The following is a 14,995-nucleotide window of genomic DNA, read 5'->3' as shown; positions in this document are numbered from 1 at the left end:
AGACTCATGAAAGACGGAGCGCACCAGAAAGATGTAGAATAATTGCAAAGGTGACAGCGTCACCCATGTATTACTCTGTCCGCAGCCGTCTGACGTAAGATATGCCATGCTTCACATAAAGTTCGGAATCTTTCTGTATCGCCATTATCGCGGTCCGGATGCCAGCGTAACGCCAGCTTGCGCCATGTCTTACGAATTTCCGTGTCACTGGCATCAACTGGCAATTCAAATAACCGTAACGCTCTGGCTCGATCCATATCGGTCACATTGTCATCCTGACCAATGTATTGCCGGTAACGGGTCCAGAATTCATTCAACAGGCGTTTGACTTCACCTTCACTCGCTTCATAATTGCTCCAGTCGGTATAATACATGCGGAGCGGATCAGCCTGATCAATGAAATACGCCACATGACTGCTCACCAAGCGTAGCTCAATATCCATCGCCTCAACCTGTAGCCAGCGCTCGGGATAAAGCATCTCTTGCAGTTGATAGAGTGCATTCATAATCAAAAAGTTACGTTTAAAAATATCCTTGCCCGGGGATGAATCTAATTCCGGTACATAACCTAACTCATTTAACCGGGCTGAAAGTGTGTGGACTTTCCAGCCCGAGCATTCTCGTTTCAGCACTTCCAAAATAGGCCAAATCAGTGGATTTTCCATCTCTGTATGGAACACTGTTTGTAAGCTCTGATTTCCTGACATTGCTGCACTCCTTGAGAGCATTCTCACTGCCGTCTGTCTGTTGAAGGATATTCGAACAAGATTATCCTGTTCTTCCCTATTTTCCTATATCCGCATCGCATCCGGTCTTCTTTCTGTGACGTTATTGCCAATGCCACGCAACACCGCTGACGTTTACAACTTATCTTAACAGCGAACATGCCCATTTGTTCTATCAAATATGCTATTCAGACCTCGAGTAGCGATAAGTTATTTACCCCCGCTCTTCCGGATGCAGTGTTACGGTTTCAACCCAATGCAGGTAGGCCTGAAACCCATCCATCACCGGGATTTGAATAATTTGTGGGATTTCGTACGAATGGACTTCCCGAATCGCTGACTCAACAGCCTGATAGTGGCGACTCTGAGTTTTCATCAGCAGTAATATCTCTTGGTCGGTACAAATCTCTCCCTCCCAACGATAATGACTGCTAATAGGAAGAGTCTGAATACAAGCGACCAGTTGGGCAGACAATAGACGTGAGACTATCGCCTGACAACCTTCCTGACTGTTAATCGTTGTCAGCACCATACAAAACGGTGTTTCAGTCATCTGACTTATTCCTTGTCCTTTCACCATATCCTGATTATAGCGTAGCATAGCAGCCGGAAACGTTCTCAAGCATCAAACATGATGAGACATCGTTCCCATAAAATAATAGTGTATATCAAGCAAATCGCCACTTATTGGCCGCGGGAATATTGTCCGCAGGAAGAGAAAACACGAGGAAACAAACAGAGCCCGGAGGTCAGGCCATCAGAGAAGATCAAGAGCGCAGGGTAAGCGACGGAGAAAGACCTGCTGCCGATACCAAAAATCAACCTTACTGAACGATCAATAAGGTTGATCTTGATTACTTTTTAGGAGGCTAACGCATTACCACCAAGCTTCAAACATCGCACCGAACGTCAATGTATCTAACTGGCTCGACTGCATATTGCCTGTTTTAGAATCGAAGCCAATAAACTCATTGTCTGCTTTACCGAGCGTGGTATAGAAACGCAACATCGGGCGTGCCGGCAGTTGTGAGCCAATCACAATATTTTGTGAGAATGTTACCTTCCACGAGCTGTTTTTGGCATTAATGTCTTTATAATCGACAACGCTATAGCCTGCTTCTATCCATGTTGAATTAATGCTGTCCCAATTATACGTGGGTCGCACAATCACATTATAGTTTGCCCGGTCTTCATTCCCTGCCACATCCAAGAACTGATATGCTGCCAGATACTCAACCGCGGCCTGATCAGAAATATTGTTCGCACCGTTAAAACTGACTAACCAAGCACGCTGATCTTTGGTCAAATCAAATACGCTGTCTTTGGCATTATCAGCATAGCGGAAAAGGAGATGGTGACCAGACATCGAAAAGTCAGCCGCTAACTGATATGCCCTCGTATTATAATATGATTGTTTTTGTGCTTTTTTCGATGCAAAACCATAGTTGGCATAAAACTCAACCGATGCATCATCAAAAAGGTTAATACCGTGTAGTTTCGACGTCACCGCATATTTGCCGTTATCATCGACCAGATCACTTTGGACTTGACCGACCGCACCAAAGTCAAGTTTGGCACCGCCCAGATTCAGATTATAAAAGCCGGCACCTTGTCCGTCGTGAGTCATCCAAAAATAGTCATTCAGACCCGTTTGCGGACGTTGATGAAAATCTCGTCCCGCCCAGACCTTTAATTCGGGTTGAGAATCAACAAAATTAGTCACACTCGCATATGCTTTTTTGACTTTAACCCCACCGGTACCACTTTGCGCCCAGGATTCTTGGGAATAGTGGTCAAACATCACGACAATATCCCACTGGTCACCGAGATCACTGGTGTAGCCTTTTGATAAACCGAATTCTCCGCCATTATCTTCATTGCCTAACCGACCGGTTGCGTTGCCATTCAATGCCCCTGCGGTTGTAACGCGCTGTTCATCACTATCCTGAAAAGCAGCGCCATAACGTGCATATCCGAAAAATCTAAAATCATCATCAGCAAAAGCTGAATTAGATATCATTGGTAAACCCACTGCAATACATACAGAAATTAATTTCAATGCTCTCATTTTTATGTCCCTATTTATTGGAATTTAAAACAACATAAATTATTTTTTATAGATGTTTTTCTAATATCACCACTGAATAAAAATACGAATGAAGTAATTTAAAAATCCTCCTTAATTAAAATATCTACAGAGCAATACACGGTTCACTTGCTTTATAATCTTTTCTCGGTTTTGTCACGGCCACATTAGCGAATGAAAACGCAAGGTTATTCATTTGATCCCAGACTCCGCCAACAACGAATGCTTTTTTCACAGAACTCAGACTTGAGGTATTAATCATTGAAGCCACTTCTATCTGGCACCGATACCACTTATTGTCCGCAGGTAACAAACTGTTATCTAGCGAGAAAAATGTACCACCATCAAGGACTTGACCATCTATTCTAGTTTGAATACTTCCTGAATCCCCATAACTTGTCACTTTCATATCGACAGTAACCACATCCGTTGAATGTGCAGAGAGATCACGGTTAGAGTCATCATTACCTAAGAACGCCCCACCATTCTTACTAAACGTTAAGGTGACGATATTATTTACACTCTTAATATCAACGTCGAAGCTATTCAGTGGATAAGCCTTACTCAGATCTTGTGCCTGAGTGATATCGCCTGAATAAAATAATGCGGTGTCCCCTGTAACTAAATCAGGAGCATTATTGACAAGACTGGTTGATGCGTTGTCACTACATGTATCCGGATCTAAAACTGGGGTTTTATCGGTTGATGACCGATAGAAAATGTCGGTAATCTCATAATTAAATGCTTCTTTTATATCAAGATGGAATGGATTTTTCACCTGACTCAAATCAACAGCTTTCGCCCCATCAAAGGGTTTCAGGCACTGAACCGGAACGGCCAGCGTTTGCCAGTTACGGTTATCCGCCAACTTACCGGACAGCACAAGGCTGCTTCTGACCGGCCACTCATTATCAATCGATAACGTGATTGCTGATGGTGGGGTGCTTTGCGGCCGAATACTAAACTCAATATAACCCGATTTATATTGGCTCAAATCTATTGCAGATGCCGCCTGCATCATAAATATACTACTGCCGGGCCCTGACACCTGAACATCAACTGTATTGTCGGCTAATCCAGCCTCAATACTGGCCAGACTCGCTTTGCTGGTCGTCACGGCCGCAACGTTCCAGCTATCATTTTCAGATTGAATCCACGGAGTTACATCACTACTCGAATTAGCACCTAATAATACTAAACCACTGTTACTCGCACTATTTTTACTCACATCGATATGGTCAATATTTTTTTCAAAATTACACCCGGCAATAATCATCGGAGTGAGCGATATAATAAGGGATTTTGCTTTTACTGTTTTCATCATTTTCAAACGCTCTAAAATAAGTATGAATTAGATTTATATTAAACCTATTTATCTCGGCCAATATTAAATCGGTTTCTTATTGCGTTGACGTTGTACATTCTGAAATTATCATTTAAATATTAAACTCATTTCTTATATGTTTATTTTTTAATTATCACTTTTACATTACTTTAATTTTTAAAATAATCGAATAGATTATATTTAATATAAACAGACAAACATGAGGCACCAATAAAGGTCCGCTGCGCGGGGGATGCGCTGCGGTAACCTGATCATAAATAAATATGTGTTAATATTTGATCGATTATTCAATAACTGTTAGTAAAATCTGCTATTGAAATAAAATAGCGATCAATCATAACGGTTTACTCTGACATATCTATATTTAGCATAAGCTGGACGACCATCATAACGACTTGGTGGAAAATTAGGGTTGGCACTAATCCAGTTATTCATAAATAGTTGCATATAGCTTGATACACGTTGATTAACACGTCTGACAGTAACCCAAGAATTGTTATAACGGCTAAATACTTCCCATGTTACGCCATTGGCATCAATGGTAAATGCATACTTTTCCATACTCCAAACCGACATACCATACTGCCCTAAATCAATATCAAGTGGAAATTGCCGACCACCAATCCATACATTGGTATGGAGTAAGTTTGTCCCACCCATTAACTCAATATCAACTTCATAATGACTCGAGGTTCCTGATTGACCGGTGTAGGTAAAAAAGGAGCTGATGGTACCGGGGACTGCACCGGCCTGCATTTCAACTTCATACCGACCGCGCCGGTAATACTGCGTTGTTCTCACTTCTGAACAACTCTTATAACTGCCTTCATTCTTCGCATGCAATATCAAAACACCTGATTCTTGCCATACGTTTTTAGCCGCCCATGTACAGTCAAATTCACTGCCGCCATTTCTCCAGCCGTCTGATACAGACCAATTCAAACCACTCCAACCGAGAGCGAAACTGGAAGATACAAATAAAATATTTAATAAAACTACCTGAAAAACCAATCGGAATGTTGTCATCATGTTCAACCTCATGTCCTTGTTGTGACAGATGTATTCTGATGCTTACACATAAAAATGCATAGACACCAAACCTTTTTGCTTCTCGGAACCGTGAATTGACTTTAATGACATTTATAAAATTTTGTCTATAACTAGATTTGAAAACGAGATTTCAAATAACCACAAAAAATAAAAATGAAGGCTTTAGTCACAATTTATTCATCATCCATGAAATGTTTCTTTTCATGTATTCTGATAATCAATCAGTGTAAAAAACAAAAAAACAATAAGCCTCACAATTTAAAAACTAACACTTGCATTATTATTTTAACTGTCGTTTTATCAATAATATCGAATATCTCGATTCTAAATACTATCTAACCCAATTTATCAGGGAAGGCAATCATACAGAGAAATTCTATTTATTTTTTTAACAATGAATATCTCTCTGTATTCTTTAAAAATAAAGAGGTTAAAATGAATCAAAAGCGGTTAACTATCGTGACTATTATTAGTTGCGGTGTTATTGGATTGAGTGGTTGCTCGGTGAAGTCCGCTTCATCTGATAATCACCCCGGTGTCCATGCAGAAAACTTACTCACCAATGGCCATTTTTCACAAGGAACCGACGGGTGGTGGGCCGCTGGCGCAACGCTGAAATCAAGCGATCAGATGGGGTGTATTACCTTCGATAAAAAAGGTGCCAATCCTTGGGATGTTATTTTAGGCCAATCCGGTCTCGCGCTGAAGAAGGGAGAAGTTTACCAAATTCAATTTCAGGCGAAGGCATATCAACCGATCAGGGTAAAAACGTTGGTTCAGCATGATGGCGCGCCCTACACCAGCTACTTCCTCAAAGACACAGCATTGAATCAGGAGCTGAAGTCATTCCATTATTCATTCAAACCTTCAGCCAATGATGATAAGGTGCAGCTTCAGTTCCAAATGGGGACCGAAAATCCGACCACCGTTTGCGTCAAAGATATTTCACTATCCGGTCCGAAATATACCAAGAAAGCCAATCTCTCGAAAGTTCAGGTCAACCAAGTCGGCTACTTCGTCAATGGCCCGAAACGTGCTGTGATTGCCACGCCCAAAACATCACCTTTAACATGGCAACTGTTCGACGCCAATAATCATCAGATTGCTCAAGGAAAAACAATCCCCTTCGGTCTCAATAAAGCGTCCGGTGAAAATGTGCAAATTATCGATTTTAGTGATGTTCGCCAACCGGTCAGTAAAGCAGTGCTTGACGTTGATGGTCAACGTAGTCATCCCTTTGCGATTGACAACTCGATTTACCGGAAAATGAAATACGATGCACTATCTTTCTTCTACCAACAACGCAGTGGCATTGATATTTTACCCGAGTACGTCCAGCGCAAAGATCTGGCTCGTCCGGCCGGACATCTCCCGGAGATTGTCACTTGTTTCAATCAAACCGATGCCAAAGGCAACGACTGGCCGGGGTGTGATTTTTCTTTAGATGTCACCGGTGGATGGTATGACGCAGGCGATCAAGGCAAATACGTGGTAAACGGGGGAATCTCGGTCTGGACGTTAATGAACTACTACGAACGAGAAAAACTTGCACACCCGAAACAAACCAGTGCGTTTGCTGACGGCCAAGTAAAGATCCCGGAGAATCACAACAAATATAATGACTTGTTGGATGAATCCAGATGGATGATGAGTTTTATGATGGCGATGCAAGCCCCTGAAAACTCAAAAGTCTGGGTACCGGTCGGTGACCAGTCCAAACAACTGAAGCATCTGAAACTGACCCAAATTGATGCCGGTGGCATGGTGTTCCACAAAGTTGCGGATGATGCATGGACCGGTATGCCCCTGCCACCGCACAAAGATCCGAGAAAACGTTTCTTAAGCTATCCGACGACAGCAGCAACACTTAACCTCGCAGCAACGGCAGCACAATGTGCACGAGTTTGGAAAGACTCGGATCCGGCTTTTGCTAAACAGTGCCTGGTTGCAGCAGAAAGAGCATGGAAAGCCGCCAACTTACATAAAAATGTGTTTGCTTATGACAACTTTGTCGGCTCCGGCCCATATGATGACACTCAGTTAGATGATGAGTTTTACTGGGCGGCCGCAGAACTATTTACCACAACCGGTAAAAAAGAGTATCGGAATGCCATTCAGGCTTCACCTTACTACCTGACCACCCCTAAAGGTGATGCCAATGCAACCGGTGATCTCTATTGGAAAGGAATGAGCGCAGCGGGAACCTTAACATTAGCACTGGTTCCGAATCAGTTGTCTCAGGCAGACAAAGCCAAAGCACGGGCGAATGTGATCCATACTGCCGATATGTATCTGCACGCTATCGCTAAAGAAGGTTATCATATTCCTTATCGTGCCACTGAGTACACTTGGGGGTCGAACTCGAACTTCATGAATCGAAGTCTCTTCTTAGGTATCGCGTATGACTTTACCCATGATCCGAAATATGCAGATGCCGTCATTGATGCAATGGACTATATTTTAGGCCGTAATCCGCTTGATCAGTCTTATGTGTCCGGTTATGGCAGCCGTCCTCTGATGAATCCGCATCATCGTTTCTGGGCGCATTCAATCGATCAGAACTCACCACTCGTTCCACCGGGTGTAATGTCCGGAGGCCCGAACTCCATCAACTTCAGTGATCCGGTTGCATCGTCAATGAAAGGAAAATGTATCGGACAAACATGCTGGAAAGATGACATCGGTGCGTGGACGCTCAATGAAGTCACCGTAAACTGGAATGCACCGTTCTTCTGGACAGCGAGTTTCCTCGATGACGTACGCGCAACGCATGAATGAAGGGACAGGACTGATTCATCATTAGTCCGATGATACGTAAAAGGCCGGAAATATTATCTATTTCCGGCCTTATTGTTTACAGATATGATATCCCCCTGGTTTAAGGGATGTTTACCGTGAGTTATTGATAACGGGATTTAGTAGACTCACGGGTAATTAAGCTGATCGGTGGCAGTCTGACCACTTCTGTTTCGCCACTGAGTAGTTTTAAAATGCACCGCGCACTAATCGCCCCCAACTCATCTAACGGTTGCCGCAAAGTCGTGAGTGACGGCGTAAAGTAAGGTGAAGTGGGCAGATCATCAAACCCGATCACAGAAACATCGTCCGGCACTTTAAACCCATAGTCATTCAGTGCTCTGATAGCGCCATAAGCCGTTAAGTCATTCGCGGCAAAAACGGCTGAGAAATACGCTTTGGATTCAATCAGCTCGACCATTTTCTCATAGCCGGTTTTGATGCTGAAATCACCCTCTGAAACCAGTTTCTCTTTGAACCCAATACCGGCCTCATCGAGTGCTTTTTTATACCCTTCAAACCGTGAAATCGCATCATCATGATCGGCCAAGCCTTTGATATGGGCAATATTCACATGACCGAGCTGAATTAAATGCAGTGTGGCTAAATAGCCTCCGAGCGTATTATCCAGAGAGATCGACTTAATCTTTTCACCTTCAATATTGTATCCGACGGCAACCACAGGCATTTTTTCTGAGCACTTTTGGATCAATTTTTTATCAACATTACCAGAGATGATGATAATCGCATCAACATTACTTTTCAGCAGATAGTCTAAAGAATGCGAAATCAGCGTCGCCTGCCAGCTATTGACGGAAATCAGGAGTGAATACCCATGCTCTGCCAATACCTTTTCCATATCGATGAGTAGACTGCTGGTGTATGGACTATCGGGGTTTTGTACCAGCACACCAATCGTCATCGAGCGGGTTTTTTCAAGCCGATCAACATGAATATGAGGCTTATATCCTAATGCCCGAATCGCTTCCTCTATTTTGGCTGTCTTGTCATTGGATACATAAGATGTTCGGTTAAAGTACCGGGAAACGGTACTGGGGGATACATTCGCAAGCTTCGCTACTTCATAAGCAGTAGGTGCCATGTTCTTATTAGTTTTATCCATAATCAACCTATTTAATAATATTAATCTACTCACACTCAACACTTTTAGCATAAGTCATATACCCAAGTCACCTTAAGGTGTACAAGGTCAGCATCGATTCAATTGGTTTTCATTCAAGGGATATTCCGGCCGGAATATCCCTTAAGATCACTGAGGATGTAAATAAGTGAAGAACAAGGATTTTGTCTCATCGCCCCTTGTTATGAGACAGGATTAACGATAAATATAAGAAAAAATCATCCCCGGCCTGAAATAACGACCCGCGGTATATTTCATACTCTGTCTGATCAGCCACGTATAAAGTGTTTCAACCTGCGTCTCATCCAGCCCCTGTCCTGTACACTCACGGGTGAATTGTGCTTTCATCGCCCGCAGGGTCGGACTGACACGCCCGTCATCAAGCATTGCACCAACCGATTTCAAAGCCTGAAAACACTGAGTTGCTTCGGTCTCATTCAGCGCTAGTAACGTTTGTAAATCACTGGCTCTGACCCGGGCAGACCCATTAAACCCTTCCGGTGCTGCAAACGGAATTTTAGCCGAGTGATACAAGGTGTTATAAACCGTCTTGAGCAGTGTTTCAGCCTGTTCGTATTTCCCGGCCAGTTTTAATGCACTCGCAACGCTAAACTGGACGCCCCCCCAGACATCCTGAGCTTGAAACGCATCGTGTGGGGCACCGTCTGCAAGGGTCATATTGGCAACTCCCAAGTGCGGGCTATTTTTCAGATAATTGGTTGCGTAAATAAAATCGAGTGTCCGGTTGACTCGTTCTGCGCTGAACAGTCCATCCATACCAATCAGTTTCAAATAAGTATCGGCAATCAACGCATCACCGAAGCTATTATCTGAATCCATCGCCATGACTTGATATTCTTGAGTAAATGCCAGCGGAGCAACGGTTAAAAGCTGCTGTTTCTTTTGCAAACGTTGTTCGAAGCGAGACTGTTCTCTGTGTTGATCGACTTGGTTGAGATAGTCATTCAAAATCCGGGCATCAACGACACGGTCGCCCGACAGGGTCAGACCCAACTGTTGCAAGGGCTGGTAGTCATGACCCGTCAGGTGTTTGACCTGAATCGGGGTTGCAGAGAAGTGATAATAACCTTGTTGTTCATCCCACAAACTCTGTTCTAACGTTTCAAGGGCGGCGTCCGCGCGCTGTTGATATTCGCTTGCGCGTTGTGATTCCCCCATCATGAGTGCTAATTGAGCGGCAACCTGAAGCCCTGCAACCCATAAACTCGCACAATAAATGGCAACACCATGTGACGAAAGGTTATCAAATGTATCATCGGTACCATGGACGAATGGCAGCGTGTCACCGGCTTCGATCAGAGAAGACAAATAATTAATACTTTCTTGCACCGCAGGCCAGCAAGCCTCAACGATTGCATGATTACCGGTCTCCTGATAGTGGCGATAGACCATTAAAATAAATTTCGGCGCCAGATCTTTCCATTCTTTGACATTATGCCAGCTATAAGCATCCGGCTGGATATCAAAAGGGCTGCCTAAATCATGGATGACAGCACCATAAACAGCACGGACGCCCAGATATTTCTCATCACTCACATCAGCAAAAGGCCGTTCGGCATATTCCCAATAACGCCGGGGAGTCTCATCTTCGGACAAGATAGCCTGTGCGAATGCTTCCATGACTTTGCCATCTAAGCGTGGCAACAGATAAAGAATCGCAAAAGATCCATAAAAATAGACATCCAACGAATTAAAAAACGGATAATCTACACATTCTTTGACGAGAAACCGGTCATGACAGTCCCAAACCGTTGACTCTGCAAGAAATGACAAGGTATTCATCGCCATGGTAGAAAAACTGACAGCGGTTTCCCGCGTTTTCATCTGTTGGGCAACTGTGTCATAAAGTGCAATTTGCTGGCGAATAATGCGCTCTTCAATCAACTCAAGCTGGGAAAGCATTTCCGTTGCCATACATGTGGCTCTGTCACGTGCCGGAAAAAACCGGCTGTATGCCTTTTCGGAATGCCAGTCATCAAGCCAAATTTTACTGTGATCCATCACTTGTAAAAATCTCAAATCCAGCGACTCTCCGGGCTGTAATTCGACCTGAACAACCACCAGAGAAGACAACGGCTCACGCCCCGTATAAGTACCACAATCAAAATAAGTATTGGTGCGCCCGATATTCAAGGCCGCCAGCAACGCTTCATCCAACTGTGAATCATACAAAGTCGGCTTCACGGTAATCGTCACTTTCCCGGATTCGATATCTGACTGACTGGCAACAGCACCATATAAAACTTCACCTTCAATATCACCATGGTATGGCGACTCACTGGTTAAACTCACGCCGATAAACTGTCGCTGTTCATCGCTGATTTTTGCGGTGTGATGTCGCTGTTGAATCGGATTGCGCACCAGTGAACAGGATGAATCCTGCACTCCTTGACGGCTTTTCTGATAAGTGGCACCAATCAGGTTATCAAACGGCTGTGCTAAGGTGATTAACTTGGTGACGCCACTCCGGTTTTCTAAATGAAAGTGATTCCAGTGCAATGGCAGAGAACACAGTTTTTCATCCCCTTTGATGATCGGTGACACCACTTTACGCCGCACTTTAACATCATCAAAACGGGTATATTCATACTGTGCAATCGGATATAACGCTTGATAATGGATCTCTTCAGGTTGTATCACATCAAGATCAGCGCTTCGCTGAGACGCCAAAGAGCACACTTCAGCCGAGTGATTGACTAATAATCCGTTAAAAAACTCAATGGCGACCCAGAGTTGCGTTTCCAGCGCCTGAGGTGCCTGATCAATCAAGCGTTGTGTTTTCTCGGTAAATTCCACCTGCCAGCGTTCAAACCGTTCCTGATTCTCAAGGTAAAAATTTAAACCGCACAGACCCTGTTTAATTCTTGCCAACGTGTGCTGTTCATCATCAATTTCAAGCTCAACACCGGCAAAAGTAACAGGATAAAATGTCAGGAATCGGGCTAAATCATCAAGATGACTAATACTGAGATTATCTATGTCGGGGTTATCCATAACAGAGATATAAAAATCATTAAAATTGATCTGTTCTTGTGAACAATCAATATAAATTCCCGGGATAAAACTGAAATTAGGCGTCTCGCCTCTTGGTGTGAGGGTAAATGTCGAACCAATACCTCCGACAGCCATACCGGTATTTTCTGGTGTGGTCGAAACCGGTGTATACCACGGCTGAAGAAACTCAACCGCTTCACCTTGACTACAGAGTTCACTCGCAAGCCCATAATAACTTGTATAGGGTATTTTGTTATTCATCATTCATATCCATCGTAATTGAATGTTCCACACGATTGAAAAATAGTGATTATGTGTTTTGAGATGAAAGGGCACTCCAATGTGCCCTTTATTTATCATTCGCTTAATATCATTGACCTAAAGTAATCTCGATATGATGTTCACCATCGGTAAATACCGGTGCTTTATTTCCCTGGATCACAACCCCATCGACGCGCATCTCTGTGACGCCCCGGTTGACATGATGCGGATTGGCAACATGAATCCGGTAAGTCGCTCCCCGGAATTTCCGCTGTACGGAAAATTCAGGCCAGTCACGCGGAATACAAGGATCAATACGTAACCCGTCAACTTCAGGCCGCACACCTAAAATCCACTGCGTGCCTGCCACATATGTCCACGATGACGTACCGGACAACCATGCATTACGGCCTAAACCAAATTGCGGGTGCTCATCTCCCAAAATATTTTGCGGATAACAGTAGGGCTCAGACTCAAACACCTCGATCTGATCATTCTTAGAAGCCGGATTAATTTGTCGGTAATACTGATAAGCGCGATCACCATTGCCGACTTTGGTTTCAGCAATCATCATCCATGGGTTCGCGTGCAAGAAGATCCCGCCATTCTCTTTCGCTCCGGGCGGGTAGGTAGAAACCCCGCCCAGTTCAGGCGAAAATCCGTTATATCCGGGAGTGGAAAGCTTAATGCCGTTTGCGGTATTGAGTTTGGTATGAACAGAATCCAAAGCTTGCATGGCGCGCTCAGGCGTGGCAAACCCGGAGATCACCGGCCAGCTTTGTCCATTGGTATAAATTTGCCCCTGAGCATTGGTATGTGAACCAATCGGTGCCCCCTTTTCATCAAAGTAACGGACAAACCATTCCCCGTCCCAGCCATACTGATTGACGGTATGCTGCATCTGTTCGTACTGGCTTTGGTAACGCTGTGCGAGCGAATCCTCACCACGGAGTTGACACAAATCGAGCATATCCAATAATGCTTTACCGTACATATTGGCGACCATCAGCGACTCGGCACCCGTCGGTAAGTTCACTGTGTCATTCCAGTCCGCGAATCCCAGCAACGGTAAGCCATGCTGCCCGGTATGCGTTGCCGTAAAATCAATCGCCCGGCATAAATGATCCCAAACCGTCCCTGACTCAACCGGATTACCCTGTTTATCTTTTTGATAATAAGGAATCACTTGGTTGAGAAAATCTGCATTACCGGTTTCTTTGATGTATTGAGTGACCGCATAGATGATCCACAGGTGGTCATCGCCGTAGTAATCAGGGCGATCTTCTTCTTCACGCGAGTCACCGGCATTGGCTTCCATTGTCGAAGGGAAGAACTGATGCATCGCGGACCCATCGGTATTCTGCACTGACAGCAAACGTTCGATAAATTCGCGTGCTTCTTCAGGCATGTGGCTGATCACACCGAGAATATCCTGCGATGAATCGCGGAACCCGATCCCACGCGCACCATAGCCGAGCTGATACAGTGATAAATAACGCGACCAGTTTTTGGTGGTATGACACTGACGCGGGTTGTGCACATTCAGCATTGAGTTCATTGCTGCATCAGGTGTAGTCACTTGAATCGCTGATAAATAGTCATCCCAGAACTCGCCCAGCGCGGTGAAAGCCTGATCAACCACTTGATGATCGCGATATTTCTCTAACATCGGTTGTGCCGCATCGAGACTCGCCATCTGAGTCAACTGCACCACCGTCCGCTCGGTTTGCTGAGGTTTCAGCCAGCCTAAACGTAAGTTCAGCGCACCGATATTATCGCCGCGCAAACACTCACTGTTGGTCAGTTCTGCATCATTGAGTGCTGCCGGTGCCGCCCAACTGCCATACCCGAGGTTACCAAGGAACTTCTGGCGATCCCCGTCAAATGAAGTCGCTGGCCGATCAGCGGTCAGTAAGTTCACAGCATAATCACGCTTCATAAAGGCATACTGTTCCAAAACGGTATGTCCCAAATCTTGATGATGTGCTTGCAAAATCATGGTCTGAGGCACCCAGTCGGCATTCACCAATTGCTTCAATGCATCAAAATGGGTGAATTCAACCACGGGTATCACATCAACATGCAAATCCTCACCGGAAATATTGGTCACTTTAATATCTTGCAGTAAAACAGGGTCCTGCTTCGGTACAAAGAAAGTGCTCTCACAGCGCACACCATAAGCTTCGGCAATAATGGTGGTGTAAGAAAGTCCGGTATGATTTTCAAATTTATCTAACGGCTTTAAAGTCGGTGTATAAAACGGAGAAAAAATCGTTACTTCCCCGTTTTGATTACGAACCTTCAAATAGAGTGTCGAACCTTTAAAGTCGGCATTGGGCATCTGGGCAATATATTTGGTGATACGATTGAGTGCGGGATCGCCCTTACACAGTAAAATACCGCCGTTACTATCGACTAAACCACCAAAGTTTAAAGTTCCCACATAATTACACCATTTGATTGGTGTACAGGGTGTTGTGGCAACATATTCTTTATTTTTATCGTCAAAATATCCGAATTTCATCATGACTATCCCTAGCCTCCTTTATTCATAAAGGAAGCATTCGATTTAAATA

9 protein-coding genes are annotated in these 14,995 nt (G+C 44.2%); 1 reads left to right on the top strand and 8 read right to left on the bottom strand.

The genetic code is table 11. The features are described from left to right. Window positions 1–59: 59 nt before the first annotated feature. From VR7878_RS17245 to VR7878_RS17225, 5 genes are all read right to left on the bottom strand, one after another. Window positions 60–707, bottom strand: a complete 648-nt coding sequence (locus tag VR7878_RS17245; protein WP_077337276.1) for a DNA-J related domain-containing protein — start codon at window positions 705–707, stop codon at window positions 60–62. Window positions 708–939: 232 nt separating this feature from the next. Then, window positions 940–1,278, bottom strand: a complete 339-nt coding sequence (gene cutA / locus VR7878_RS17240) for a divalent-cation tolerance protein CutA (RefSeq protein WP_077337275.1) — start codon at window positions 1,276–1,278, stop codon at window positions 940–942. Window positions 1,279–1,602: 324 nt separating this feature from the next. Further along, window positions 1,603–2,745, bottom strand: coding sequence for a carbohydrate porin (locus VR7878_RS17235; protein WP_370737099.1), 1,143 nt, complete (start codon window positions 2,743–2,745; stop codon window positions 1,603–1,605). A 172-nt stretch (window positions 2,746–2,917) separates the two neighbouring features. Next, window positions 2,918–4,135, bottom strand: coding sequence for a putative glycoside hydrolase (locus VR7878_RS17230; RefSeq protein WP_139344135.1), 1,218 nt, complete (start codon window positions 4,133–4,135; stop codon window positions 2,918–2,920). A 351-nt stretch (window positions 4,136–4,486) separates the two neighbouring features. Beyond that, window positions 4,487–5,185: a family 16 glycosylhydrolase gene (locus VR7878_RS17225; protein ID WP_159440499.1), complete on the bottom strand. Its 699-nt coding sequence runs from the start codon at window positions 5,183–5,185 to the stop codon at window positions 4,487–4,489. A gap of 456 nt (window positions 5,186–5,641) precedes the next feature. Here VR7878_RS17225 and VR7878_RS17220 point away from each other — a divergent pair, with 456 nt between their 5' ends. Next, the gene (locus VR7878_RS17220; RefSeq protein WP_077337271.1) at window positions 5,642–7,984 is read left to right on the top strand and encodes a glycoside hydrolase family 9 protein; all 2,343 of its coding nucleotides are present in this window, start codon (window positions 5,642–5,644) and stop codon (window positions 7,982–7,984) included. Between the two features lie 121 nt (window positions 7,985–8,105). Here the strand turns inward: VR7878_RS17220 and VR7878_RS17215 are convergent, their stop codons facing one another. From VR7878_RS17215 to VR7878_RS17205, 3 genes are all read right to left on the bottom strand, one after another. Then, window positions 8,106–9,125 (bottom strand): LacI family DNA-binding transcriptional regulator, encoded by a 1,020-nt coding sequence (locus VR7878_RS17215; RefSeq protein ID WP_077337270.1) that lies wholly within the window; start codon window positions 9,123–9,125, stop codon window positions 8,106–8,108. A 213-nt stretch (window positions 9,126–9,338) separates the two neighbouring features. Further along, complete coding sequence (locus tag VR7878_RS17210; RefSeq protein ID WP_077337269.1) at window positions 9,339–12,419, bottom strand: GH116 family glycosyl hydrolase; 3,081 nt, start codon at window positions 12,417–12,419, stop codon at window positions 9,339–9,341. 109 nt (window positions 12,420–12,528) lie between these two features. Further along, window positions 12,529–14,946, bottom strand: a complete 2,418-nt coding sequence (locus VR7878_RS17205) for a glycoside hydrolase family 94 protein (protein WP_077337268.1) — start codon at window positions 14,944–14,946, stop codon at window positions 12,529–12,531. Window positions 14,947–14,995: the final 49 nt, after the last annotated feature.

The sequence above is a fragment of the Vibrio ruber DSM 16370 genome, from assembly GCF_900163965.1.
GTDB classification, from domain to species: domain Bacteria; phylum Pseudomonadota; class Gammaproteobacteria; order Enterobacterales; family Vibrionaceae; genus Vibrio; species Vibrio ruber.
Note: the sequence above shows the minus strand (reverse complement) of the source record. Positions and strands in the feature narration are given on the sequence as shown.